The organism is Klebsiella sp. HMSC25G12 (genome assembly GCF_001807705.1).
Classification (GTDB): domain Bacteria; phylum Pseudomonadota; class Gammaproteobacteria; order Enterobacterales; family Enterobacteriaceae; genus Klebsiella; species Klebsiella variicola.
In genome coordinates this window covers 18,142-43,037 of the sequence record NZ_KV789912.1, presented here as the reverse complement: position 1 = coordinate 43,037, position 24,896 = coordinate 18,142, and the positions used below count along the sequence as shown (strand labels likewise).

Genomic DNA, 24,896 nt, shown 5'->3' with positions numbered 1-24,896 from the left:
GATAAGGCGCCAGCCGCCATCCGGGAACTCCCCCCGCTCGCGTCGCGCTTAGCGGGGGCTAACTATTACTACGTAGGCTGGTAAACCACATCTTCAACAGTCGCTCAAAGCCTAAGATGCAGTAGCCGAAAAACGGGTTGCTCCAGTAAATATCATCGTCGAACTTCTGCGGGTCGTGAATAATAAACGCCGTATCCGCAGCCTGCGCCAGCGGGCTTTGATAGTCGCCGGTAAAGCAGACCAGATTAATCTCCTTCCCCTCCAGGGCCTTCACCCAGTTAAGCGCCGAACTGCTGCGCCCGGATTTAGAAATGATCCAGATGGAGTCGAAGCGGGCGGCGTTTTTCTGTTCGAGGATTTCATAATCCGGCCACAGCGCCAGGCTGGCATTCACGCCGGTGACGAGGAACTTGTTGTAAATATACTGGGCGATCAGCTGCGAAAAGCCGCTGCCGTGGATCAGGATGCGCTGCTGTTTAAGGCTTGCCAGCAGCGGCGTCAGCGCTTCTTCCGGCCGAACGCTCATGTAGTCGATATCGTTGGTGACATCGAGCTTCGGCATGGTGATATTGAACTTGATGAAATAGACCAGCTCCAGCCAGCCGCTGAACTTCAGTTTCTTCGCCAGCCGGACCAGCGAAGAGGGGTTGCTATAGCACTGCTCTGCCACCGCGCGGACGCCCTGGCGGATACACTGCTCCGGGTCGTTCTGAATAAAGCGCAGCACGGTCATTTCCGTTTTGCTTAGCTTCACGTCACGAAAGATATTTTCTAAGTCCATGGCGGGCTCCTCTCAACGGCAGAATACGCTAACACCGTTCGGCGACAGCGTCTGCGGCCTGAGTCACCACTATGAAATGAACGTTACTTTTTGTACAAAAATGAAATAAAAAAACCCTCGCCGCTGGCGGAGAGGGTTGCAGCCGTTAAGATGGTGTTTTACAGGGTAATCGTCAGCGTATTGCCCTCGGCGCTCACTACCATACCCCATTCGCTGCCGGCCTGAGTCCCGCCCTGCACGCCCGCGACCTGCGGGATATTGCGCAGGCACAACGTCCAGCCGCGGGCCTCGCCTTCGCCGCTCACGGCGATGGTGTTGCCCTGGCGCCTGGCCTTCAGGGTGAAAATCGTCGAGCCGTCTGCCGCCGGAACGTCACAACGTGCCTCGCGTCCATCCTCGAGGTGGAACAGCTGGAAGGCGGTGCCCTCATGCCAGGCATAATCGGGTTTCTGGTCATTGTTGCCCAGCGCCAGCAGGGTGTTGTCACGAACGTAGACCGGCAGGCTCAGCGCATCGTGATGCTGCTTATACCAGCGGCTACCCGGTAATTCATCGTTATGCCACAGGTGCGTCCAGCGCCCATCCGGCAGATAAAATTGCACCTCGCCCGCTTCGGAGAACACCGGCGCCACCAGGACCGAATCACCGAGCATATACTGGCGGTCAAGATAGTCGCAGGCCGGATCGTCCTGAAACTCGAGCATCATCGCACGCAACATCGGCGTGCCGAACTCGTTGGCCAGCGCCGCCTGGCGATAGAGATACGGCATCATGCGGCATTTCAGCTGCGTGAAGTGGCGCACCACGTCGCAGGACTCTTCGTCGTAAGCCCATGGCACCCGATAGGATTTGCTGCCGTGCAGCCGGCTGTGGCTGGAGAGCAGGCCGAAGGCGCACCAGCGCTTGTAGACGTGGGCCGGCGCGGTGTTTTCGAAACCGCCGATATCGTGACTCCAGAAACCGAAGCCGGACATGCCGATCGACAGCCCGCCGCGCAGGCTTTCCGCCATCGATTCGTAGTTGGCGTAGCAGTCGCCGCCCCAGTGCACCGGGAACTGCTGCGCGCCCACCGAGGCGGAGCGGGCGAACAGCACCGCCTCCTGCTCGCCGACGGTCTCTTTCAGCACCTTCCACACCAGCTCGTTATAGATGAATGCGTAGTGGTTGTGCATTTTCTGCGGATCGGAACCGTCAAACCACTGGACGTCGGTCGGGATACGCTCGCCGAAGTCGGTCTTGAAGCAATCGACCCCCATCGCCACCAGGCCTTTTAACTTGTCGGCGTACCACTGGCAGGCTTCCGGGTTGGTGAAGTCATAAATCGCCAGCCCCGGCTGCCACTTATCCCACTGCCACAGCGAACCGTCCGGGCGCTTCAGCAGGTAGCCCTTCTCTTTCAGCTCCTTGAACACCGGCGAGCGCTGGCCGATGTACGGGTTGATCCACACGCAGACCTTCAGCCCTTTCGCCTTCAGGCGTTTGATCATCCCTTCCGGGTCCGGGAAAGTTAGCGGATCCCATTCAAAATCGCACCACTGGAAGGCCTTCATCCAGAAGCAGTCGAAGTGGAAGACGTGCAGCGGCAGATGGCGCTCAGCCATGCCGTCGATAAAGCTATTTACCGTCGCTTCGTCATAGTTGGTGGTGAACGAGGTCGTCAGCCACAGACCGAACGACCATGCCGGCGGCAGCGCCGGGCGGCCGGTGAACTGCGTATAGCGGTTAAGCACCGCTTTCGGCGTCGGGCCGTCGATCACGAAGTACTCAAGGTATTCGCCTTCAACGCTGAACTGGACTTTAGAGACCTTCTCCGAGCCCACCTCGAAGGAGACGCGCTGCGGATGGTTGACCAGCACGCCGTAGCCGTGGTTGGTCAGATAGAAGGGGATATTTTTGTAGGATTGCTCGGTGCTGGTACCGCCGTCTTCGTTCCAGGTTTCTACCGTCTGGCCGTTGCGCACCAGCGCGGTAAAGCGCTCGCCGAGGCCGTAGACGGTTTCGCCGACGCCGAGGTCGAGGCGCTCAAACATGTAGTTGCGCTGGGTCTTACTATCCTGCACGTAGCCGTTGTTTTTCAACTGGCTACCGGTGATGCGCACGCCGTCGCGCAGAAAATCCAGCGCCCAGAATTCACCTTTAGTGACGCGCACGCTGAGGTTGCCGCTTTTCAGCTCGGCGAACCCGGCCGTATTTTCTATTTCGACATGGACGTCTTTCTGCACGTTCAGCGGATAGTGCGGGCCGTTATCCAGCGCGCCCTGGAAGTGCGCCATGCGCACGCCGATTATCCCTTCCTGAGGCGAGAAAAAGCGCAGGGTGAACAATGGCGTATCCAGCTGCCAGGCACGTTCGCGAACATCGCGCGGCGCGGCATAGACCACCATTTCATTCCCCTGCTGTTCCACCTCGTAAACCTGTACGGGTTGGATCAGGTTGAGCCCTGGTTGAATGAGCCAGTTTCCATCACTGATTTTCATTAAAACGTCCTCTTAGTTTTGCCATTCTTTATCGATCGGGGCTGCGGTGAAATCTTGTTCGTTGCGACGCGCGCCCTCGGCCAGCTCGGCCATCATTTTTTTCAGGAACGGTGTTTTCAGCGTGTAGTAGCGTTTGGCGATCACCGCGCTCAGCAGGTAGCACACCGCCGGAACGAGGGTGAACAAGGCGATAATGATGGTGAGGGTGGCGCTGTTCTGGGTTTTAGCGGCGGCATCATAGCCGCCGCCGGCCAGCATCCAGCCGATCAGCGCGCCGCCCAGCGCCAGCCCTAACTTGAGCACAAACAGGGTGCCGGCGAAGCTGATGCCGGTCAGGCGTTTGCCGTTACACCATTCGCCGTAGTCGACGGTGTCGGACATCATCACCCACTGGATTGGCGTCACCAGCTGGTGCAGTACGCCAATGATGAAGATAAAGACGAACATGGTGATTTCGGCGTCCATCGGTACGAAGAACATCGCCACGCTGAGCACCGCCAGGAGGGCGTTGGTCCACCAGAAGACGCTGACTTTGCATTTCCAGTCGGTCAGCGGTTTCGCCAGCGCCGAGCCAATCAGGTTGCCGACGCAGTAGGTGGTGAGGAAGACGGTGAACAGCGCCGCCGAGCCCATGATCCAGGTGGTGTAGTACATCATCGCGCCGCCGCGAACGCAGACCGCGAGGATATTGAGGATGGTGAGCACGCCACCCACCCGCCACTGGTCATTGCGCCAGATATCGCGCAAGTCTTCACGCATCGAAGTGCTGCTCGGCGGCGCTTCGACACGCTCTTTGGTGGTGAAAAAACAGAAGGCCAGCATCAGGAAGGCGACCACCGACAGCACCGCGATGCCGCCCTGGAAGCCGAGCGCTTTATCTTCGCCGCCGATAAAGTTGACCAGCGGCATCATCAGCACGGTGGAGAGCATGCCCCCCGCCGTCGCCAGCACGAAGCGCCAGGACTGCAGCGAGATGCGCTGCGTGGGGTTGTCGGTGATCACGCCGCCCAGCGCGCAGTAGGGGATATTCACCACGGTGTAGAGCAGGGTCAGCAGCGTGTAGGTCACGGCGGCGTAGATCAGCTTGCCGTTGTGGCTTAAATCCGGCGAGCTGTAGGCCAGCACGCAGACGAGGCCGAACGGGATGGCGCCGAAGAGGATCCATGGGCGGAACTTACCCCAGCGGCTGCGGGTACGGTCGGCAAGCAGGCCCATGCACGGGTCAGAAATCGCGTCCAGCGCGCGCGCCAGCAGGAACATGGTGCCGACAAAGCCGGCGGGGATACCAAAAATATCGGTGTAGAAAAACATCATGTATAACATGACGTTATCAAAAATGATGTGGCTGGCGGCGTCACCCATGCCGTAGCCAATTTTCTCTTTGACGGACAAAATATGATCTTTCATATGCGCACTATTCCCTTAGCGGCACCGCGGATTGGTACCGGTTACGATTTTTGTAAACCTTTGCCGCAGTAAGATGAATTGCGATATCTCGTTATCAGATTACGTTTCTTGTTTTCTGTGATCGTGGTAGGGAATCAGGGAGTGAAAAAGTGTAACTCACGGATTTTGTGAGGATTTGTCCAGGACTGTTCTGTAAAGTCCAGTTTTAACAGTAAAAAAGTGCGTTTAGGTATGTGGTAAACGGCTGAAAGTAGCTATAATGCGCCCCGCCTCCATGTAGCAATCGAGGCGCGGAAGATCGTCATCTCCGGTGAGGTGGCTGGACTTCAAATCCAGTTGGGGCCGCCAGCGGTCCCGGGCAGGTTCAACTCCTGTGATCTTCCGCCAGTTTGCCTCTGCTCCCCCAAAGCCACGCCATACCAACCTGAGCACCCCCAAACTCATCATCCCAGCCAATCATTTTCATCCAAACCCTGCGTTATTTTGTCTCTCGCAAACCCGTTACACTGGCGCGGTGGCCGCGTGCCGTTGCCAACCGAAACAGGAGAGCCATAATGACCCCCGAACTCAGACACTGTTTTTCCATTACCATCCAGGTTGATAAACCGATAATTGTCTCCCGCAGCCCGCAGACCGGTAAGCGCCAGCTGATCCCGATTATCGGCGGCAGCGTCTCGGGTCAACTTCGCGGCCACGTGCTGCCCGGCGGCGTCGACAGCCAGATAATCGAACCCAACGGCACCTGCAGGCTGTCCGCCCGCTATGCCCTGCAGGTGGCGGAAGGGACCGTCTATGTGGAAAACAATGGCATCCGCCGGGTGCCGGCCCAGTATCATGACCAGCTATTCGCCGACGATATGCGCTTTTTTAGCGATATTCCGCCAGAAGCCATCTATTTTCGCACCGTTCCCTCCTTCGAGGTGGATACCCCCGCGCTCAGCTGGCTAACCACCTCGCTGTTTATCTGCGCCGGTGGCCGGACCCAGGATGGGGTAATGCTCGATTTCTATCAGGTGGGCTGATTTTCACTTTCTGCATATAACTGTTATTGCCGTTAGCCCGTTTTTCCCCTCCCGGCAGCGGTCTACTATCGCGTCATCTTTTCATTCACCCGAATCACAGACCGGAGCAGTTATGAAAGCTATCGCCATTACTCAAGCCGCCGCTGACGGCAACAACATCCCTTCTTTAACTGAGATCGACCTGCCGGTCCCCACCGCCCACGGGCGTGACCTGCTGGTCGCCGTGAAAGCCATCTCGGTCAATCCGGTAGACACCAAAGTGCGCGCCGGCTTCCAGGGCGACACACCGCGGGTGCTGGGCTGGGACGCCGTTGGCGTGGTGCAGTCCGTCGGTGAGGAGGTGACGTTGTTCGCCCCGGGTGATGAGGTCTGGTACGCCGGCGCGCTGGGCCGGGCCGGCAGCAACAGTGAATATCAGCTGGTGGACGAGCGCCTGGTGGCGCACAAACCGCGCACCCTCGATAACGCCGCTGCCGCCGCGCTGCCGTTGACGGCGATCACCGCCTGGGAGCTGCTGTTTCACCGTCTCGGCGTTAAGGAAGGCGGCAATGCGGGCGACACGCTGCTGATCGTCGGCGCGGCGGGCGGCGTGGGGTCAATCCTGACCCAGTTGGCCAGCAAACTGACCGCCATGACGGTGATCGGCACCGCCTCGCGTCCGGAGAGCCAGCAGTGGGTCCGCGAGGCGGGCGCGCACCATGTGATCGATCACAGCAAGCCGCTCGCCAACGAGCTGGCGCGCATTGGCATCAGCGCGGTGACCCATGTCGCCAGCCTGACCAACACCGAGCAGCACTTCAACGCGCTGATCGACGCCCTCGCCCCGCAGGGCAAGCTGGCGCTGATTGATGACCCGGAGACCCTCGACGTGGTGCCGCTGAAAGCGAAAAGCCTGTCCCTGCACTGGGAATTTATGTTCACCCGTTCAATGTTTGAGACGGATGATATGATCGCCCAGCATCAGTTGCTCACCCGCGTGGCGGCGCTGATCGACAGCCACACGATCAAAACCACCCTCGGCGAACACTACGGCGCCATCACCGCCGCCAATCTGCAGAAAGCGCATCGCCAGCTGGAAACCGGGCGTGCCGTCGGCAAGATTGTGCTCGAGGGGTTTTAAGATGATATCGCTTATCGCCGTGCTCAAGGCGAAACCGGGCCAGACGGACGCCCTGCGCCAGGCCCTGCAGGCGCTGCTCCTGCCGACAAGACAGGAGCCGGGCAATCTCGACTACGCCCTGTTTCAGCTGCGCGACGCGCCGGACACCTTCTACATGCGCGAGGCGTGGCAGGGACAGGACGCCCTCGATGCGCATGTCGCGATGCCCTATTTTCAGGCGTTTATGACGCAAATGGAGTCCCTGCTGGCTGAGCCGCTGCGGCTGGACTACCTGACGGCGATTGAGCCTTAGCAGGTTCGATTCACGAGGGGTGGGAAAATCACGCCCCTCCGCCGCACGGGCTTAAAAGTGGGCGGGAAGCGGGTGAGCAATGGTCCTCAGCACACCGCGATGGATCGTAATATAATCACCTTTACGCAGCTCCGACAGAATCGACATAATGCGGCTACGCGACAAGTTGGTACGGCGCTGAATAAAGCTCAGGACGTTGATTTGGCGACGATATGCCTCCGGATAGTCCGCCAGCTCTGTTAGCAGGGTTCGCACCATCAGGTAAGAATCCACCCCCATCATCTCCTGCGAACGCATGCTCAACACCATCAGCCGCTGCGCCAGAACATGGGCCATCTCCTGCCACAAGTTTTGCGCATTGAGGATCTCGACCGCGGCCTGATGCGCTATCCAGTGTCCGCGCAAATCTGTCTCAGCAAACAGAGAGCAGTGGTGTTTTTCCGGAATACCGTTAAAGACGCCGTAACCATCGATTAATCCCAATAGCGAAGGGGAAAATATCGTTGATATCACCATGTTGTTTTCCGCATGGCATAGCGAGGCAATCCCCTCTTCGAGCAGAATTAATCCGGATTCAGCCTGGATCGGCGGAAAACGATAATAGGTCGATCGCGGCAGCGCAAAGGGTGAGCTGGCGGGCAGGAACGCAGATAACAGGGATTCCACCGCGAATAACGGCTTTGTCTGTCTTCCGTAATAAAAAGACGGTAACGCCTGGTCGGTAGAGAGGCTGGCTGCAGGTATCGACATGGTTTTATGCCATCGGTCAGGTTGAAAAAGTGATTCGTTGAGAATCATAGTATCAACAGGTGAAATAACGAATAAAAGACAAGACGTTACGGGGATAAAAAGAGTGTAAGCATCATTATCTGCAATAACTATTTATCTTTATTCTACAGGAATAAATAATACTATTTGCCGTAAATACCTATAAGGCTTAGCGGCGATAAAGATAAGGCCACCTTATTATTTACTGCGCTGGCTAACGCCGCGCCTGAGGGTTTCTCAACCGCTTTCCCCCTCGCATCTCGGCCAGTCCAGGCTACGCTTATCGATGCCACTGACCACCCGCATTCCCCTCCCGCTCTATTGAGTCCATTCATCAAGAAGAGGTTTCGCTATGCTAATCAACGCTATTGGTACCTACTCCGCCAGCCAGCCGCTGGAATCAATGGCCATCACCCGCCGCGAACCGGGGCCGCAGGATGTGCAGATCGCCATCGCTTACTGCGGCGTCTGCCACTCCGATCTCCACCAGGCGCGATCGGAATGGGCGGGAACGCTCTATCCCTGCGTGCCGGGGCATGAAATTGTGGGTCGGGTGACCGCGGTCGGCAACGCCGTCTCGCGCTACGCCGTCGGCGATCTGGTGGGCGTCGGCTGCATGGTCGATAGCTGTCAACAGTGCGAAGAGTGTGCTGAGGGACTGGAGAACTACTGCGACCATATGGTGCTGACCTATAACGGGCCGACCCAGGACGCGCCGGGACACACGCTTGGCGGTTATTCACAGCAGATCGTGGTCAATGAACACTACGTGCTGCGGATAACCCATCCCGAAGCGCAGCTGGCCGCCGTCGCGCCGCTGCTGTGCGCCGGGATCACGACATACTCGCCGCTGCGCCACTGGCACGTCGGGCCGGGTAAAAAAGTCGGCGTCGTCGGCATCGGCGGCCTCGGGCATATGGGGATCAAGTTGGCCCACGCCATGGGGGCCCACGTGGTGGCCTTTACCACCTCCGAATCCAAGCGTAATGCGGCCAGAGCGCTGGGCGCCGATGACGTGGTGGTGTCGCGCAATGAAGACGAAATGGCGGCCCACGTCAAAAGCTTCGATTTCATCCTCAACACCGTGGCGGCGCCGCATAATCTCGATGCCTTCACCACGCTGCTGAAACGTGATGGCACCATGACCCTCGTGGGCGCTCCGGCCACGCCGCATCCGTCGCCGGAAGTGTTCAATCTGATCTTCCGCCGCCGGTCGATTGCCGGCTCGATGATCGGCGGTATTCCGGAAACTCAGGAGATGCTCGACTTCTGCGCCGAACACGGCATCGTCGCCGATATCGAGCTGATCCGCGGCGATGAGATCAACGAAGCCTGGGAAAGAATGGTCAAGGGTGACGTGAAATACCGCTTCGTGATCGACAGTGCGACCCTCGCCGGCTAAGCGCCGCGACGAAAGGTGCGCCGCCATTCCGTCGGGCTGACGCCAAAGCGCGCTTTAAACTGCTGGCGCCAGGTGACCGCTGAAAGATAGCCCACCGCCTCCGCCACCTGCTCGACCGGCAGATCGCCCGCCTCAAGCAGACTCTGGCTGCGGCGCAGACGTTCGGCGGTCAGCCAGTCGGTAATGCTCATCCCGGTCGCCCGGGCGAAGTGGCGGGTCAGGGTACGGCGGCTCATCGCCACCACCCGGGCCAGCGAATCGAGACTGTGCGGCTCGGCAATATGCTGCTGCAGATAATCCAGCAGGCAGTTGATTCGCGCATCGCGGGTGTTTTTCGGCACCGGCTGGGCGATAAACTGCGCCTGGCCGCCCTCGCGGTGCGGCGAAACAATCATCCGCCGGGCGATCTGGTTGGCCGCGAGGCTGCCGAAACGCTGGCGGATGAGGTAGAGGCAGCAGTCCAGCGCCGCTGCGGTGCCCGCCGAGGTGATCACTCGCTGGTCATCCACATACAGGGCATTGATATCCAGTTGCACCTGCGGAAACCGGCGCTGGAAATCCTGCTCGAACTCCCAGTGGGTCGCCGCTCGCCTGCCGTCCAGCAGCCCGGCGTAGCCGAGGACGAACGCGCCGAGACACAGGCCGACAATCTCCGCGCCGTTATCCCGCGCCCGCACCAGGCTATCAAGCAGCGCCTGCGGCGGACGCCGATCGACCTCGCCCCAGTAAGGCACCACCACGATATCCGCCTGTTCCAGCGCGGCGAAATCGCCGGTGGCGTACAGCGCAAAACCATCGCGGGCGCGAAGCAGCCCCGGCCGCTCGGCGCAAATGTGCAGGTTAAAGCGTTTGATTTCAGAGACCGAGTCGCCAAACAGCATGCAGGGGACGGCATAGTGAAACGGGCTAAAGCCCTCTACGGCGACAATCGCCACGTCGGTGAGTTTCATCGTCCTTTCCCCTTGCGCATGTTAATAAACCACGGTTTCCCCATCCTGCGGGATACTCACCACATCGGCAATCTGATTATCCAGCGCATACTGGCGCATCTCTTCCCGGCTCACCAGACAGTGGTTGACCGCCTCGAGGTGGATAGCCATGATTTTCGCTTCCGGCAGGGCGAAGTGCACGTTAAGAAGATCTTCCTTGCCCATGATTATCGGGCCAAAGCCGATGACGTGGGCGTAGCCGGCGTTCAACACCACCACGTCCGGGCGCAGCTTCAGCAGATCAGCTTCAATTTCATCACGCCAGATGGTATCCCCCATCAGCCACAGCGTCTTCTCCTGCGGATGGCGAAACACCACGCCGCAGGCTTCTCCCAGGCGCTCAGCCATCGCCGGCACCGCGTAGGTCCGGTCGCTGCCGTGTTGGCCGGAGGTGGTTTTCTGCAGGCGCACGCCGGCAAATTCGCTGTCTGCCGACAGCAGGCGCAGATCCTGAAATCCCTGGCTGCGCAGCAGCGCGGCGTCGGCCTCATGCTGGACGAACACCGGCAGGGTTTTCGGGATCGCGGCGATCGCCGCCGCGTCCCAGTGATCGTCATGGGTATGGGTGACGATCACCGCATCAACATCGATAATTTTATCGCGGGAAAACGGTAGCTCGACCAGCGGATTGCGCAGCTCGCTGCGCGCAGTGCCAGGAAAACCTGGCCAGGCGCCCTTGTCAGCCAGCATCGGGTCGATGAGAAATCTTTTCCCGGCGTAGTCAATCCTCTGGGTCGCATTACGGATGTGGGTGATGTTCATGTTGGTGTTCCTCAGTGGGGTCATCTGACGAACATCGTACTGAGTCCGCACCTGGCTCAACAGGGGCATTTGGGCAATGATCGATGGAATCGGGCCAACCTGCGGCGGTTGCCATCCGCCTCCGGCTATGTTGTTCTTAAGGCTCAATTTTTGACAGGAGTGGCAGGATGAAAAAGAAACTGACCGCCGCCGATATGCACGACCCGCAGGTCATCGCCGAGACGCAATGGTTCAGCATGCGTAAGGTGGGTATTGATGTCGCCCCCGGCGAGCGCCGCGACTTTTATTCCATTCATTACCCGCGCCCGGCAGTGGGGATTGTGGCTATCCAGGATGAGAAAGTACTGCTGATTCGCCACTACCGCTATCTGATCGATCAGGTGGTGTGGGCGATTCCCTCTGGCGGCGTCGATGAAGGGGAAGATCCGGCGGCCGCCGCGCTGCGCGAGCTGCGGGAAGAGACCGGCTGGCAGGCGCAACGCGTCGAGGAGATCATTCGCTTCAACCCCTCCTACGGCAGCAGCGATCAGCTGTTTATCACCTGGCTGGCCACCGGTTTACGCTGGGTGGGGATGGATGCAGATCAGGATGAGGTGATGGAGACCGGCTGGTTTACCTTCGACGAGATAAACCAGCTGATCGCCCGCGGCGAGATGCCGGACGGGCTGTCGCTGGTGCCGCTGCTGCAGCTGATGGCGCAGCGGCGAAGCGGCCCGCTTACGGCTTAAGCATCCGCCAGCGGAACCACAGCTGGGCCACCAGGATCAGCACGCCGCCGATAATCTTCTGTAGCGGCAGCTGTTCGCCGTACCACAGCGCGGCGGCAATGACCGTCAGCAGCGGTTCGAGCACCATGATGATCGCGGCGCTGGCCACCGCCGCGTACTTCTGCCCCTTCATCTGCAGACCGAAGCGCAGGCTGGTGGCGATGACAATGCTGGCCACCAGCCAGCCGAGAGTCGGCAGGGTCATCGGCTGGTCCCAGCGTTCAACGGCAGCGGAGATGGTCAACCCGACGATACCGGTGATCGCCAGCTGCACGGTGGTCAGGGGGATCAGCGGTACTTCACGCGCGCAGCGGCTGGTGTAACAGAACCAGATCGACTGCACCAGCGCCGTCAGCAAAAACCAGCCCTGGCTGGGGTGGAAGGCTATCGGCATATGCAGACTGAGCAGCCCCAGGCCTACCACCGCGATCGGCAGGCACTCCCACCAGGCGCGAGGCGGGCGCACCTTCATCATCACCCACGCGGTTAGCGGGACGAACATCATCGACAGGCTCATGATAAACGCCCCTTCGCCGAGCGACGCCGTCGTGGAGACCGAATAGATCCACAGGCAGAGGTTGAGCGCAAACCAGAGTCCGCTGATGATGAGTTTTGGCCAGTGCTGCTTTTGCGGGCGAAAACCGCGGCAGAACGGCAGCAGAAGCAGCGCGGCGAAGAAAAAGCGCAGCCCAAGGAACGCGAATACCGGCATGCCGGCGATCGCCTCGCGGGAAAAAATCCAGCCGCAGGCGGCAATCACCGTCGCGGCAATCAGCAGCAGGTCAGCCTGCCGTTGGCGTACCATACGCGCCTCTCCCTGTGTGTAGGCTTACCAGCCCGGCACCGCGCCGCCGTTGAAGATAGTCTCTGCCGCCTTCGCCACCTCCGGCGACTGGTACGACTGCATAAACTCCTTTACGTTTTCCGCGTCTTTATTGTCTTCCCGGGTCACGATGATGTTCACGTAGGGCGAGTTTTTATCTTCGATAAAGATGCCGTCACGAACCGGCGACAGCCCGGTTTGCTGCAGGTAGGTGGTGCTGATGATAGCCACGTCGACTTTGGGATCGTCGAGTACGCGCGGCAGTTGCGCCCCTTCCAGCTCCATGATCTTCAGGTTATGCGGGTTGTCGGTGATATCCACCGCCGTCGGCAGCAGGCCGGTCCCGGCTTTGAGGGTAATCAACTTCTCTTTTTGCAGCAGCAGCAGCGCCCGCCCGAGATTGGTCGGGTCGTTGGGAATGGCGATCGTCGCGCCGTCTTTCAGTTCGGCGACTGACTTGATCTTGCGCGAATAGCCGGCCATCGGGAAGACGAAGGTATTGCCGACCGCCACCAGATGATAGTTATGCGCTTTGTTGTCCTGCTCAAGGAAAGGCCGATGCTGGAAGACGTTGGCGTCCAGATCGCCGGCATTGGTCGATTCGTTAGGCAGCAGCGAGCCGCTGAATCCCACCAGTTCGACGTCCAGACCGTACTTCTCTTTGGCCACCTTCTTCGCCACTTCCGCCACATCCTGCTCGGCGCCGTTAATCACGCCGACCTTAATGTGCTTCGCTTCATTACCCTTTTGGTCGCAGCCGACCAGCGCCAGACCCGCCAGCATCACTGCGGCGGCGGCCCGTAAACGTAATCTCATCCTCTTCACCCTGTCTGTCCTGACTGTCATTGTTTTTTTCGTGCAAAACTATAGCGACTTTCGGGTCGGGTAATAAACAGCAAACCACGCAACTGGAAATAAAATCATCTTCGCGAAACGCGAGGCGCTAGCCCCGTCGCCACTCACCCGGCGTCACGCCATAGCGCATTTTGAAGCGCTTCGAGAAGGACGCCAGCGACTGAAAGCCGCAGCGTTCGGCAATGACCTCGAGGTTGGTCTGACGCTCCAGGCGCAGCAGCCGGGCGGCCAGCGCCATTCGCAGCTGCGACAGCCACGCCTGCGGCGTCAGGTGATAAACGCGGGCAAAATGACGGGCAAAGGTGGCCCGCGAAAGAAAGGCACGGGCGGCCATGGTTTCCAGCGTCCACGGCTGCTCCGGGGTCGCCATCACCGCCAGCACCGCCGGCATCAGGCGTTCATCGCTCATCAGACGCAGCAGTCCACCGGGCGGCTGTTGCTCACCAAGCAGCATGCGCAGCAGGAGCACCAGCAGCGTATCGCCGAGGCTGCGCACGATAGCGCTGCCGCCGGGACGCTGCGCCAGGCTCTCGCGCACCAGTATATTAAGCAGCGCGTCCAGCTCCGGGCAGTCTTCACGCGCATCGGTATGGAGATGGATCAGCGTCGATGCTTCACTGAACAGCCAGCTGACGTGCGGACCAAAATAGAATTCGCCGCACAGCATCTCCAGCGCCCCCTCCGCCGGGCCGACGCGCATTTCCGTCACCGTGCCGTTAAACCGGTGCGCTACCGGCAGCACCTGGCCCCACTCCACCAGGCTCTCCATCAGATGCGGCGAACCGTACGGCAGGAGGACCACATCTCCCGCGCGCAGGTGATGAGTCTGGCCGCCGACGTTGAGCCGCCCCTCGCCGCGCAGCACCACGTGCCAGGGCACCACGCCGCTGCGCATTTGCTGGTGCCCGGCCTGCCAGCGGCCGCCGAAGCGACAGTGCAGGTTCACTTCGCAGCGCGGCGCCAGCAGCGCCAGCAGATGACTGAGACTGTCCATGCTTCTCCTGAGACGATAAGACAAAAAGGTGAGACGAAGACCGCCAGTCTAGCATGCGGCAAGCGCCTAAGATGACCCCATTGCCAACACACCCTCGATAACAACAGGAGTTAACCATGAGCCGTTTAGCAGATATCCGTGAACAAGACGCCACCGGCAAAGCCGCCGATATTTTCGCCGGGATCAAAAAAGCGATGGGCAAAGTGCCGAACGCCTATCTCACCATCGGCGGCCACTCGCCGGCAGCACTGCAGCAGGCGCTGGCGCACAATGCGATGCTCCATAAAGGCAGCCTCAGCGCCCAACAGCTGGAAGCGATTAACCTGTCGGTCAGCGAAGCCACCGGCTGTGACTACTGTCTGGCCGCGCATACCCTGATGGCGAAAAAAGCCGGCTTCAGCAGCGAACAAATCCACGCCCTGCGCCGCGGGGAGTATGCGGAAGAGGCGCAGCTTGATGCGCTGGTGAAATTCGCGCAGACCCTGGTGACCACCACCGGTACGCTGCCGGAAGCCGACGTCGCCGCGCTGCGCAACGCCGGTTTTAGCGACCAGCAGGTGATTGAGATCATCAGCGCCGTCAGCGCCATCCTGTTCACCAACATGGTGAACCGGGTTAACGACACGGTGGTCGACTTCCCGAAAGCCGATTAACCCGTCGTCGCGCGCCTGTTTACAGTCCCAATTCGCTTAGCCCCGGATGATCGTCCGGGCGGCGCCCCTGGGGCCAGTGGAACAGGCGCTCGCTTTCGGCGATCGGCAGGTCGTTGATGCAGGCGTAGCGCGTCTGCATCAGTCCGTGCTTATCAAACTCCCAGTTCTCATTGCCATACGAGCGAAACCAGTTGCCGCTGTCGTCGCACCACTCATAGGCGAAGCGCACGGCAATGCGATTCTCCTGCCATGCCCACAGCTCCTTAATCAGCCGGTATTGCTGCTCCTTGCGCCATTTTCGCTGCAGGAACTCAACAATTTGCCCCCTGCCGTGGACAAATTCGCTGCGGTTGCGCCATTCGCTATCGACGGTGTAGGCCAGAGCGACTTTTTCGGCATCGCGACTGTTCCAGCCATCTTCCGCGGCGCGGACCTTCTGGATAGCGCTGTCGCGGGTAAACGGCGGTAACGGGGGACGTTGCTCATTCATCAGGAGTCTCCTTTTGAGGCTAATTGCTGCTGCAGGCGCTGATTCTCCTGCTCCAGGTCATGAATACGTTGCTGCAGGTTCTGGCTGTACTCCGCCACCTGCTGCGCGCTGTAGCGCGGCGTAATGTGCTGCGGGCAGTTCCAGTCAAACGCCTGCAAATGAAAAAGAAACAGACGTTCGATGCGAGCGCGATAGTTTACCGGCGCCACCTGCGCCAGCAGCTGCGGATGGTCCTCTGCCGCCACGACCTCGACGGTGGCGTAGATTTTCAGCCTGGCACGGCGCGGATAATCCATCAAAAACAGGCAGGCCCGGTCGCTGCCACGCAGATTGCCGGTGGTGATGTACTGGCGGTTGCCGCCGAAATCGGCCATCGCCAGGGTGGTGTCATCCAGCAGATGCAGAAACCCCACCGGGCCGCCGCGATGCTGAATGTAGGGCCAGCCGCTCTGCGACACCGTCGCCAGATAAAAGCTGTCGCGGGTGGCGATCATCCCCGCTTCGCTGTCGCCGAAGCGGTCGGCCTGGCGGCGACTGTGCGGCGTTTGCCACAGCGTGTCGCTGCCCATTTCGTGCTGCACATCCATCACGTCCGGGGTGATGGCGATATCGAGAAAGGTTGCTGCCATAGCGCCTCCTGTTGTCTGGCGCCATCATGGACTGTACTGTGAAGAATGATAATACGGGTAAAGTGGCAATCATCTTTCCGAAAAACGGGAGAATAATGGATCGATTAAGCGCGATGGCGCTGCTGGTGAAAGTGACCGAGCTGGGGAGCATGTCGGCGGCGGCGCGGGCGCTGAATATGCCGTTGACCACCGTCAGCCGCCATATTGGTGAACTGGAGAGCGCGCTGGGCGTGCGCCTGCTGGCGCGAACCACCCGCAAACTGACACTCACCGACGCCGGGGTCGATTATGTTGCCGCCGCGCAGCGGATCCTTGAGGAGGTGGAAAACGCCGAACGCCAGGCGACGGGCGAATATCAGGAGCCAAAGGGTGAGCTGGTGATCTCCGCGCCGACGATGTTTGGACGCCAGCACGTTCTTCCGGTAATCAGTGAATTTATCGCCCGCTACCCGCTAATTCGCGTCCGTTTGCTGCTCAGCGATCGCAATGCCGACCTGGTGAGCGACCATGTCGATCTGGCGGTGCGGATTGGCGACCTGGCGGACAGCAGCATGGTGGCCACCCGCCTCGGCACCATGCGGATTGTGGCCTGCGCCCATCCGGCGCTGCTGGCGAAATACGGCGAGCCGCAGCGGCCGCGCGATCTGGCGGCGCTGCCGATCATCCGCATTGAATCGCCGATGCCCTATCGCGGCTGGCGCTTTCGCGCCGCTGAGCGCGAGGACCAGCTGATTAACCTGCCGCCGGTGCTATCCGTCACCACGCCAGAGAGCGCCGCCGATGCCGCGCGGCTGGGGGTGGGGGTGGCCCGCTTACTGCATTATCAGGCGCTGGATGGCCTGCGCCACGGGGAGATCCGTCTGCTGCTGGAAAACGTCGAGCCGGATCCGGCGCCGGTCCATTTGCTGTATACCGCGCGGGATCTGGCGCCGCTTAAGCTGCGGAAATTTATCGATTTTGCCGCGCCGGCGCTGCGTCAGGCACTGCTGCGCATCGCCGGGGCCGCTTAATGCGTCGCGGTCTTCAGCGGTGCCTCCTTTAACAGCCAGGAGAGGACAAACGCCACCGCCATAATGCCGGCCGCCATCAGGAACGCCGCGTGGATCGCCGCGCCGAAGGCGTCGAGGTAGTCGAGGCGGATATCCGCGGGCAGGTGCTGAACCGCCACTGGATTCATTCCCGGCGGCAGCACCGCGCCTTCCGGCAACAGCTTTTGCAGGTTGCTCTGCAGCACGTGCGTGAACACCGCGCCAAACAGCGCCACGCCGATGGAGCCACCAATCGAGCGGAACAGGGTCACGCCGGAGGTGGCGACGCCGTACATCTGCGCTGGCATCGCGTTCTGCACCGCCAGGACCAGCACCTGCATCACCAGCCCCAGACCCGCTCCCAGCACACCGGTAAACAGGTACAGCTGCCACAGCGGCGAGTGAATGGTGATGCGGGTCAGCAGTACCATGCCGGTCACGCCGAGCAGGGTGCCGAGGATGGGGAACAGGCGATATTTACCGGTACGGCTGATAATCCGCCCGCTGATAATCGAGGTCAGCAGCAGGCCGCCCATCAGGGGGATCAGCTGCAGCCCGGCCTCGGTGGGCGTCGCCTCCTTCACCACCTGCAGATAGAGCGGCAGGAAAGTGACTGACCCGAACAGCGACATGCCGATGACGAAGCCAATCAGGCTGCACAGCAGGAAGCTGCGGTTGCGGAACAGCGCCAGCGGAATAATTGGCTCGGCGGCCATCCGTTCTTCGTAAATAAAGCCGATGATCCCCACGATGCCGAAGGCCAGAATGCACCACAGCTGCGGGTCATTCCACGCGTGGACGCTGCCCCCTTCCGAGGTAAACAGAATGATGCACAACAGCGCCATGCTGAGGTAAATCGCCCCCAGCCAGTCAATCTGATGCTGGCTGCGTTTATTGCTGCTGTGGAATACCGCGCCGATCACCAGCAGCGCGAACAGGCCGAGCGGCAGGTTGATATAGAAGATCCAGCGCCAGGAGGCGTGCTGCACCAGAAAACCGCCGATCAGCGGGCCGATCACCGTCGCCAGGCCAAAAACACCGCCGAACAGCCCCTGATAGCGGCCGCGGTTGGCGGGTGGGATGACGTCGGCGACCGCCGCCATGCTGATCACCATCAGGCCGCCGCCGCCGAGCCCCTGCAGGCCGCGCATCAGCACCAGCTGGGTCATGTTCTGCGCCAGCCCGCAGAGCACGGAGCCGACGAGAAACAGCCCAATCGCCACCTGCAGCACGATTTTGCGACCGAACAGATCGCCGAATTTCCCGTACAGCGGCACCGCGATTGTGGAGCTGAGAATATAGGCCGTGACCACCCAGGAAAGCTTGTCCAGCCCGCCCAGTTCGCCGACAATCGTCGGCAGCGCGGTGGAGACAATGGTCTGATCCAACGCCGAGAGCAACATCACCAACAGCAATGCGCTGAACAGCAGGCGTATCGACTGCACCGGTGGGTTAGCGACTTCAGAAGTCATTACAACGCTCGCTTGAAATTAATTAAATGCATAATTAATATTTAGTGAAAGAATGAGTCGGGTCAAGAGATCGCCATACCATGACAGCACAAAAGGATCAGGATGCCCCCCGCCGCCCGGGTCGGCCGCGCGGTAAAAAACCGGATACTGCCAATCGCGAACAGCTGATGGACATTGCCCTGATGCTGTTTGCCCGCGACGGGGCGGGCCGCGTATCGTTGAACGCCATCGCCAAAGAGGCCGGGGTGACGCCGGCGATGCTGCATTACTACTTCAGTTCCCGGGATGCGCTGGTGACCCAGCTGATTGAGGAGCGCTTTATGCCGCTGCGCAATCACATCAGCCGCATTTTTGTCGATCATCCGCAGGATCCGGTGCTGGCGCTGACGATGATGGTCGAGACGCTGGCGCATATGGCGGAGAAAAACGCCTGGTTTGCGCCGCTGTGGATGCAGGAGATCATCGGCGAGATGCCGATCCTGCGTCAGCATATGGATGCCCGCTTCGGCGAGGAGCGTTTTCAGGTGATGCTGGAGACGGTGCGTCGCTGGCAGCTGGAGGGCAAGATCAATCCGGCGCTGTCGCCGGAGCTGCTGTTTACCACGGTGATTAGCCTGGTGCTGGTGCCATTTTCACGCATTCACAGCGATCCGCGTTTACAGGCGGTCAACCGCCAGACCATCATCAGCCACGCGCTGGCGTTAATGGGCCACGGCGTCGGAGGTTAAGGCGTGGTTTTGACGCTTTTGTAGCCCGGATAAGGCGCCACGCGCCGCCATCCGGGAGTTTCCCTGCTCGCGATACGCTTAGCAGGGCTACAGAAATAACGGCACAACCGTAAATTTCCCTGCTCGCACTGCGCTTAGCAGGGCTATCACTCCCGTGTTATGTCCGGGCAGATTGCGCTCCCGATATTTCTTCTGCGCTATGTCACTTATGGTGCTGGGAGCGCACAGGGGGCGGCCAGTCGCCGCCGCCCCCTGTACCCCCGGGCTCCGGCCAGCACCGGCAGTTTCAGTCGCGCAAGTGGGTATATCAATAACAGGCCGCTCGGAACGTAGGCCGGATAAGGCGCCAGCCGCCATCCGGCACAACCACAGGTAGGGTACCTGACCGCCCGGGGATACCACTACCGTTACAGCGCCTTCGACAAATAGTGGCGCTGCATGCCTGCGTGGGGGAAGTCGGGCAGCGACATCTGCAGCTGATAGCCTAATTTCTGATAAAACGGCAGCGCCTGGAAGCTAAAGGTATCCACCAGCAGATGGCTGCAGCCTAGCGCCTGCGCCTGCTGTTCCGCCTCCTGCATCAGCTCGCTCCCCAACCCGCGCCCGCGCGTCGCCTCGCTAACCCACAGATACTCAATGCACAGCCAGTTGCCCTTGCGTTTGGCAATCAGCCCGCCCTGCATCACCCCTTGCGCATCGCGGGAGTAAACCCCCAGATCGCCAAACTGCGCCGCATCGAGATACTGCTGATTATACTGCCGCAGACCGGCAAACAATTCTTGTTGATCGTCGGGATTAATGCTTTTTGTAATGATTAGCGTCATTAACTATCTCCAGTATCGCGATGCCGAATGGTTATTTTCCCTCTCCACTTTCACAAAATATTCTTATTTTCTCCATGATTATTTGCCTTAATTTTTTGCGTTCTAAAAGTAAGCAAAAAAACCTTTCCATTATCGCGACGGATCGTATAATGGAGAAAAATGAGAATGATCATTCTCACCACAAAACCAGAGGAGATGCGCTTTTCACCTCCTGAAGACCGAAGAGGTTGGCTTCAACGGAGACACAATAACAATCACGTTCAGGAACATCTGTGTTCCTTTTTTGTCATTTTCGCTCACCCGAAAATGCCTCAGCGCCCAACCTATTCCCTCGTTTTTAAATAAACGGGGCGGACGTCTTATATCTTGAGAAAATATAATGAAATACATCATAGCTCCCATCGCGACAGCATTATTTCTCCTTAGCGGATGCGATAATGCGCAGACATCTGCCCCGCAGCAACCCACGCCGGAAGTGGGCGTGGTCACCCTGCAAAGCCAGCCGGTGCCGGTAGTCAGCCAGCTCACCGGGCGCACCACCGCCTCGCTCAGCGCCGAAGTACGCCCCCAGGTGGGCGGCATCATCCAGAAGCGCCTGTTTACCGAAGGCGATATGGTGAAGGCCGGGCAGGCCCTTTACCAGATCGATCCCTCCAGCTATCGCGCGACCTGGAACGAAGCGGCGGCCGCGCTGAAACAGGCCCAGGCGCTGGTGGTCTCCGATTGCCAGAAGGCCCAGCGCTACGCGTCGCTGGTCAGGGATAACGGCGTTTCCCGCCAGGATGCCGACGACGCCGCCTCCACCTGCGCCCAGGACAAGGCCAGCGTGGAATCGAAGAAAGCGGCGCTGGAGAGCGCGCGCATCAACCTGAACTGGACCACCGTCACCGCACCGATAGCCGGGCGCATCGGCATCTCGTCGGTCACGCCGGGGGCGCTGGTCTCCGCCGATCAGGATACCGCGCTGGCGACGATCCGCGGGCTCGACACCATGTATGTCGATCTGACGCGATCCAGCGTCGATCTCCTGCGTTTACGCAAACAAAGCCTGGCCAGCAACAGCGACACCCTCAGCGTGACGTTAACCCTGGAAGATGGCAGTACCTACCAGGAAAAAGGGCGTCTGGCGCTCACCGAAGTCGCCGTCGATGAATCCACCGGCTCGGTGACCCTGCGCGCTATCTTCCCCAACCCGCAGCACGTCCTGCTACCGGGGATGTTCGTCCGCGCGCGCATCGATGAAGGCATCATGAACGACGCGATCCTCGCCCCACAACAGGGGATCACCCGCGATGCCAAAGGCGACGCCACGGCGCTGGTGGTCGATGCCGCCAACAAAGTTGAGCAGCGTACCGTGGAAACCGGCGACACCTATGGCGATAAATGGCTGGTGCTGAGCGGCCTGAAAGCAGGCGATAAGCTGATTGTCGAAGGCACCAGTAAAGTGGCCCCCGGACAGACAGTGAAGGCCGTTGCCGTCAACAATAACGGAGGCAATGCCTGATGTTCTCCCGTTTCTTCGTGCGTCGCCCGGTCTTTGCCTGGGTGATCGCCATTCTGATTATGCTCGCCGGGGTGCTGGCGATCCGCACCCTGCCGGTAGGCCAGTATCCGGACGTCGCCCCGCCGGCGGTGAAAATCTCCGCCACCTATACCGGGGCGTCCGCCGAAACCCTGGAGAACAGCGTCACCCAGGTGATCGAGCAGCAGCTTACCGGCCTCGACCATCTGCTCTACTTCAGCTCCACCAGCAGCTCCGATGGCTCGGTCAGCATCACCGTCACCTTTGAGCAAGGGACCGACCCGGACACCGCCCAGGTGCAGGTGCAAAACAAAGTCCAGCAGGCGGAATCGCGGCTGCCGAGCGAAGTCCAGCAGTCCGGCGTAACGGTGGAAAAATCGCAGAGCAGCTTCCTGCTGATCCTCGCGGTGTATGACAAAACCAATCGCGCCACCAGCTCCGATATCTCCGACTGGCTGGTCAGCAATATGCAGGACCCGCTGGCGCGCGTGGAGGGCGTCGGCAGCCTGCAGGTATTCGGCGCCGAATACGCGATGCGCGTCTGGATGGACCCGACCAAACTCGCCTCCTACTCGCTGATGCCTTCCGACGTTCAGTCGGCGATTGAGGCGCAGAACGTGCAGGTTTCCGCCGGTAAAATCGGCGCGCTACCGTCGTCCAATGCCCAGCAATTGACCGCCACCGTGCGCGCGCAATCCCGGCTGCAAACCCCTGACCAGTTCAAAGCGATCATCGTGAAAAGCCAGGCCGACGGCTCGGTAGTGCGCCTGAGCGATGTCGCGCGGGTGGAGATGGGCAGCGAGGATTATACCGCCACCGCCAATCTGAACGGCCATCCGGCCGCCGGGATCGCGGTGATGATGGCCCCCGGCGCCAACGCGCTGGACACCGCGACCCTGGTGAAAAGCAAAATCGCCGAATTCCAGCGTCAGATGCCGCAGGGCTACGATATCGCCTATCCGAAGGACAGCACCGAGTTCATCAAAATCTCGGTCGAGGATGTGATTCAGACCCTGTTCGAAGCGATCATTCTCGTGGTCTGCGTGATGTATCTGTTCCTGCAGAACTTCCGCGCGACGCTTATTCCGGCGGTGGCGGTGCCGGTGGTGCTGCTTGGCACCTTTGGGGTGCTGGCGCTGTTCGGCTACTCGATTAACACCCTGACGCTGTTCGCCATGGTGCTGGCGATCGGCCTGCTGGTGGATGACGCCATCGTGGTGGTGGAAAACGTCGAGCGCATTATGCGCGACGAAGGGCTCCCCGCCCGCGAAGCCACCGAAAAATCGATGGGCGAAATCTCCGGCGCGCTGGTGGCGATCGCCCTGGTGCTGTCGGCGGTGTTCCTGCCGATGGCCTTCTTCGGCGGATCGACCGGGGTCATCTATCGCCAGTTCTCGGTAACCATTATTTCGGCAATGATGCTGTCGGTGGTGGTGGCGCTAACCCTCACCCCGGCGCTGTGCGGCGCGCTGCTCAGCCACTCCAAACCACACACCAAAGGGTTCTTTGGCGCCTTTAACCGCCTGTGGGGGCGCACGGAAGCAGGCTACCAGCGCCGCGTACTCGGCGGCCTGCGCCGGGGCGCAGTGATGATGGGCGCTTACGCGTTGATTTGCGGGGCGATGGCGCTGGCGATGTGGAAGCTGCCGGGCAGCTTCCTGCCGGTGGAGGACCAGGGGGAGATCATGGTCCAGTACACCCTGCCCGCCGGGGCCACCGCGGTGCGTACCGCTGAGGTGCGCCGCCAGGTGACCGACTGGTTCCTCACCAAAGAGAAAGCCAATACCGACGTCATTTTCACCGTCGACGGCTTCAGCTTTAGCGGCAGCGGCCAGAACGCCGGGATGGCCTTCGTGTCGCTGAAAAACTGGTCGCAGCGCAAAGGGGACGACAATACCGCCCAGGCCATTGCCCTGCGCGCCACCAAAGAGCTGGGGACGATCCGCGACGCCACCCTGTTCGCCATGACCCCGCCGTCGGTGGACGGCCTCGGACAGAGCAACGGCTTCACCTTCGAGCTGATGGCCAGCGGCGGTACTGACCGCGACAGCCTGATGAAGCTGCGCAGCCAGCTGCTGGCGGCGGCCAACCAGAGCAGCGAGCTGCAGTCGGTGCGCGCTAACGATCTGCCGCAGATGCCGCAGCTGCAGGTGGATATCGATAACAACAAAGCCGTCTCGCTGGGGCTGTCGCTGAGCGACGTGACCGATACGCTCTCCAGCGCCTGGGGCGGTACCTACGTGAATGACTTTATCGATCGCGGCCGGGTGAAAAAGGTCTATATCCAGGGCGAAAGCGACGCGCGCGCGGTGCCGTCGGACCTCGGCAAATGGTTCGTTCGCGGCAGCGATAACAGCATGACGCCGTTCTCCGCCTTCGCCACCACCCACTGGCAATACGGCCCGGAAAGCCTGGTGCGCTACAACGGCTCCGCCGCCTTTGAGATCCAGGGCGAAAACGCCGCCGGCTTCAGCTCCGGCGCGGCGATGGACAAGATGGAAAAGCTGGCCGACAGCCTGCCAGCGGGCTCCACCTGGGCGTGGAGCGGCATTTCGCTGCAGGAAAAGCTCGCCAGCGGCCAGGCGATGAGCCTCTACGCCATCTCGATTCTGGTGGTGTTCCTGTGCCTGGCGGCGCTGTATGAGAGCTGGTCGGTGCCGTTCTCGGTGATCATGGTTATCCCGCTCGGCCTGCTCGGCGCGGCGCTGGCGGCGACGCTGCGCGGTTTAAGCAACGACGTCTACTTCCAGGTGGCGCTGCTGACCACCATCGGCCTGTCGTCGAAAAACGCCATCCTGATCGTGGAGTTCGCTGAATCCGCCGTGGATGAGGGGTATTCGCTCTCCCGGGCGGCGATCCGCGCCGCGCAGACTCGTCTGCGCCCGATTGTCATGACCTCGCTGGCGTTTATCGCCGGGGTGCTGCCGCTGGCCATCGCCACCGGCGCCGGAGCCAACAGCCGCGTGGCGATCGGCACCGGCATCATCGGCGGCACCCTGACAGCCACCCTGCTGGCGGTGTTCTTCGTACCGCTGTTCTTCGTGCTGGTGAAACGTCTCTTCACCCGCCAACGTCCTTCTCAGGAGTAAGG

The 24,896-nt window shown here is 60.4% G+C and carries 25 protein-coding genes and 1 tRNA gene; 12 read left to right on the top strand and 14 right to left on the bottom strand.

The genetic code is table 11. The features are described from left to right. Positions 1 to 58: 58 nt before the first annotated feature. The 3 genes from HMPREF3096_RS22305 to HMPREF3096_RS22295 all read right to left on the bottom strand — a co-directional run bounded on the left by HMPREF3096_RS22305 (position 59) and on the right by HMPREF3096_RS22295 (position 4,665). Positions 59 to 781: a MurR/RpiR family transcriptional regulator gene (locus HMPREF3096_RS22305; RefSeq protein WP_022064766.1), complete on the bottom strand. Its 723-nt coding sequence runs from the start codon at positions 779 to 781 to the stop codon at positions 59 to 61. A 158-nt stretch (positions 782 to 939) separates the two neighbouring features. Further along, positions 940 to 3,258 (bottom strand): alpha-xylosidase, encoded by a 2,319-nt coding sequence (gene yicI, locus HMPREF3096_RS22300; RefSeq protein WP_032731500.1) that lies wholly within the window; start codon positions 3,256 to 3,258, stop codon positions 940 to 942. Between the two features lie 12 nt (positions 3,259 to 3,270). Next, complete coding sequence (locus HMPREF3096_RS22295; protein WP_070544610.1) at positions 3,271 to 4,665, bottom strand: glycoside-pentoside-hexuronide family transporter; 1,395 nt, start codon at positions 4,663 to 4,665, stop codon at positions 3,271 to 3,273. A gap of 292 nt (positions 4,666 to 4,957) precedes the next feature. Here HMPREF3096_RS22295 and HMPREF3096_RS22290 point away from each other — a divergent pair. From HMPREF3096_RS22290 to HMPREF3096_RS22275, 4 genes are all read left to right on the top strand, one after another. After that, positions 4,958 to 5,052, top strand: a tRNA-Sec gene (locus HMPREF3096_RS22290). A 167-nt stretch (positions 5,053 to 5,219) separates the two neighbouring features. Beyond that, on the top strand, positions 5,220 to 5,687 hold the full coding sequence (locus HMPREF3096_RS22285) for a DUF3237 domain-containing protein (RefSeq protein ID WP_008806801.1): 468 nt from the start codon (positions 5,220 to 5,222) through the stop codon (positions 5,685 to 5,687). 112 nt (positions 5,688 to 5,799) lie between these two features. Continuing rightward, complete coding sequence (locus HMPREF3096_RS22280) at positions 5,800 to 6,807, top strand: zinc-binding alcohol dehydrogenase family protein (RefSeq protein ID WP_008806800.1); 1,008 nt, start codon at positions 5,800 to 5,802, stop codon at positions 6,805 to 6,807. A gap of 1 nt (position 6,808) precedes the next feature. Next, positions 6,809 to 7,099: a putative quinol monooxygenase gene (locus HMPREF3096_RS22275; RefSeq protein ID WP_008806799.1), complete on the top strand. Its 291-nt coding sequence runs from the start codon at positions 6,809 to 6,811 to the stop codon at positions 7,097 to 7,099. A 51-nt stretch (positions 7,100 to 7,150) separates the two neighbouring features. On the opposite strand, the gene HMPREF3096_RS22270 is transcribed toward HMPREF3096_RS22275, so the two are convergent. Next, positions 7,151 to 7,849, bottom strand: coding sequence for a winged helix-turn-helix transcriptional regulator (locus HMPREF3096_RS22270; RefSeq protein ID WP_032731502.1), 699 nt, complete (start codon positions 7,847 to 7,849; stop codon positions 7,151 to 7,153). Positions 7,850 to 8,219: 370 nt separating this feature from the next. Here HMPREF3096_RS22270 and HMPREF3096_RS22265 point away from each other — a divergent pair, with 370 nt between their 5' ends. Then, on the top strand, positions 8,220 to 9,269 hold the full coding sequence (locus tag HMPREF3096_RS22265) for an NAD(P)-dependent alcohol dehydrogenase (protein WP_032731503.1): 1,050 nt from the start codon (positions 8,220 to 8,222) through the stop codon (positions 9,267 to 9,269). Here the strand turns inward: HMPREF3096_RS22265 and HMPREF3096_RS22260 are convergent. Both HMPREF3096_RS22260 and HMPREF3096_RS22255 read right to left on the bottom strand, forming a co-directional pair. Continuing rightward, the gene (locus tag HMPREF3096_RS22260) at positions 9,266 to 10,219 is read right to left on the bottom strand and encodes a GlxA family transcriptional regulator (RefSeq protein ID WP_032731504.1); all 954 of its coding nucleotides are present in this window, start codon (positions 10,217 to 10,219) and stop codon (positions 9,266 to 9,268) included. The genes HMPREF3096_RS22265 and HMPREF3096_RS22260 overlap by 4 nt on opposite strands. Positions 10,220 to 10,240: 21 nt before the next feature. Beyond that, entirely contained in the window at positions 10,241 to 11,020 is a 780-nt protein-coding gene (locus HMPREF3096_RS22255) for an MBL fold metallo-hydrolase (RefSeq protein ID WP_032731505.1), read from the bottom strand. 167 nt (positions 11,021 to 11,187) lie between these two features. Here HMPREF3096_RS22255 and HMPREF3096_RS22250 point away from each other — a divergent pair, with 167 nt between their 5' ends. After that, positions 11,188 to 11,748, top strand: a complete 561-nt coding sequence (locus HMPREF3096_RS22250; RefSeq protein ID WP_032731506.1) for an NUDIX domain-containing protein — start codon at positions 11,188 to 11,190, stop codon at positions 11,746 to 11,748. Here the strand turns inward: HMPREF3096_RS22250 and HMPREF3096_RS22245 are convergent. The 3 genes from HMPREF3096_RS22245 to HMPREF3096_RS22235 form a co-directional block, all read right to left on the bottom strand. Beyond that, positions 11,738 to 12,592, bottom strand: a complete 855-nt coding sequence (locus HMPREF3096_RS22245) for a DMT family transporter (RefSeq protein WP_002922972.1) — start codon at positions 12,590 to 12,592, stop codon at positions 11,738 to 11,740. The genes HMPREF3096_RS22250 and HMPREF3096_RS22245 overlap by 11 nt on opposite strands. Before the next feature lie 24 nt (positions 12,593 to 12,616). Next, positions 12,617 to 13,426, bottom strand: coding sequence for a lipoprotein NlpA (gene nlpA, locus HMPREF3096_RS22240; protein WP_012967033.1), 810 nt, complete (start codon positions 13,424 to 13,426; stop codon positions 12,617 to 12,619). A 127-nt stretch (positions 13,427 to 13,553) separates the two neighbouring features. Then, on the bottom strand, positions 13,554 to 14,459 hold the full coding sequence (locus HMPREF3096_RS22235) for an AraC family transcriptional regulator (protein ID WP_032731507.1): 906 nt from the start codon (positions 14,457 to 14,459) through the stop codon (positions 13,554 to 13,556). A 116-nt stretch (positions 14,460 to 14,575) separates the two neighbouring features. Here HMPREF3096_RS22235 and HMPREF3096_RS22230 point away from each other — a divergent pair, with 116 nt between their 5' ends. Continuing rightward, the gene (locus tag HMPREF3096_RS22230) at positions 14,576 to 15,112 is read left to right on the top strand and encodes a carboxymuconolactone decarboxylase family protein (RefSeq protein ID WP_008806790.1); all 537 of its coding nucleotides are present in this window, start codon (positions 14,576 to 14,578) and stop codon (positions 15,110 to 15,112) included. 19 nt (positions 15,113 to 15,131) lie between these two features. Here HMPREF3096_RS22230 and HMPREF3096_RS22225 read toward each other — a convergent pair whose 3' ends face one another. Next, entirely contained in the window at positions 15,132 to 15,602 is a 471-nt protein-coding gene (locus HMPREF3096_RS22225; protein WP_016161992.1) for a nuclear transport factor 2 family protein, read from the bottom strand. After that, positions 15,602 to 16,231 carry a pyridoxamine 5'-phosphate oxidase family protein gene (locus HMPREF3096_RS22220; protein WP_032731508.1) on the bottom strand — a complete coding sequence of 210 codons (630 nt, stop codon included), beginning with the start codon at positions 16,229 to 16,231 and terminating at the stop codon, positions 15,602 to 15,604. The genes HMPREF3096_RS22225 and HMPREF3096_RS22220 overlap by 1 nt, the downstream gene beginning before the upstream one ends. A gap of 38 nt (positions 16,232 to 16,269) precedes the next feature. Between HMPREF3096_RS22220 and HMPREF3096_RS22215 the strand changes: the two genes are divergently transcribed. Continuing rightward, on the top strand, positions 16,270 to 17,241 hold the full coding sequence (locus HMPREF3096_RS22215) for a LysR family transcriptional regulator (protein ID WP_162822808.1): 972 nt from the start codon (positions 16,270 to 16,272) through the stop codon (positions 17,239 to 17,241). Here HMPREF3096_RS22215 and HMPREF3096_RS22210 read toward each other — a convergent pair. Further along, a complete protein-coding gene (locus HMPREF3096_RS22210; RefSeq protein ID WP_032731510.1) occupies positions 17,238 to 18,731 on the bottom strand; it encodes an MDR family MFS transporter in 1,494 nt (497 codons plus the stop codon). The genes HMPREF3096_RS22215 and HMPREF3096_RS22210 overlap by 4 nt on opposite strands. An 80-nt stretch (positions 18,732 to 18,811) precedes the next feature. Between HMPREF3096_RS22210 and HMPREF3096_RS22205 the strand changes: the two genes are divergently transcribed. Then, on the top strand, positions 18,812 to 19,459 hold the full coding sequence (locus tag HMPREF3096_RS22205) for a TetR/AcrR family transcriptional regulator (RefSeq protein WP_023298366.1): 648 nt from the start codon (positions 18,812 to 18,814) through the stop codon (positions 19,457 to 19,459). Positions 19,460 to 19,866: 407 nt separating this feature from the next. On the opposite strand, the gene HMPREF3096_RS22200 is transcribed toward HMPREF3096_RS22205, so the two are convergent. Further along, positions 19,867 to 20,283, bottom strand: a complete 417-nt coding sequence (locus HMPREF3096_RS22200) for a GNAT family N-acetyltransferase (protein ID WP_008806784.1) — start codon at positions 20,281 to 20,283, stop codon at positions 19,867 to 19,869. Between HMPREF3096_RS22200 and HMPREF3096_RS31060 the strand changes: the two genes are divergently transcribed. Beyond that, a complete protein-coding gene (locus HMPREF3096_RS31060) occupies positions 20,258 to 20,374 on the top strand; it encodes a hypothetical protein (RefSeq protein WP_012540280.1) in 117 nt (38 codons plus the stop codon). The two genes, HMPREF3096_RS22200 and HMPREF3096_RS31060, sit on opposite strands and share 26 nt — an antisense overlap. Here HMPREF3096_RS31060 and HMPREF3096_RS31055 read toward each other — a convergent pair. Further along, positions 20,334 to 20,456: a hypothetical protein gene (locus tag HMPREF3096_RS31055; protein ID WP_046620780.1), complete on the bottom strand. Its 123-nt coding sequence runs from the start codon at positions 20,454 to 20,456 to the stop codon at positions 20,334 to 20,336. The genes HMPREF3096_RS31060 and HMPREF3096_RS31055 overlap by 41 nt on opposite strands. Before the next feature lie 206 nt (positions 20,457 to 20,662). Between HMPREF3096_RS31055 and eefA the strand changes: the two genes are divergently transcribed. After that, entirely contained in the window at positions 20,663 to 21,787 is a 1,125-nt protein-coding gene (gene eefA / locus HMPREF3096_RS22190) for a multidrug efflux RND transporter periplasmic adaptor subunit EefA (protein ID WP_012967027.1), read from the top strand. Next, positions 21,787 to 24,894, top strand: a complete 3,108-nt coding sequence (eefB, locus tag HMPREF3096_RS22185; protein WP_004151514.1) for a multidrug efflux RND transporter permease subunit EefB — start codon at positions 21,787 to 21,789, stop codon at positions 24,892 to 24,894. Before eefA ends, eefB begins: the two co-directional genes overlap by 1 nt. The last annotated feature ends 2 nt before the right edge of the window (positions 24,895 to 24,896 follow it).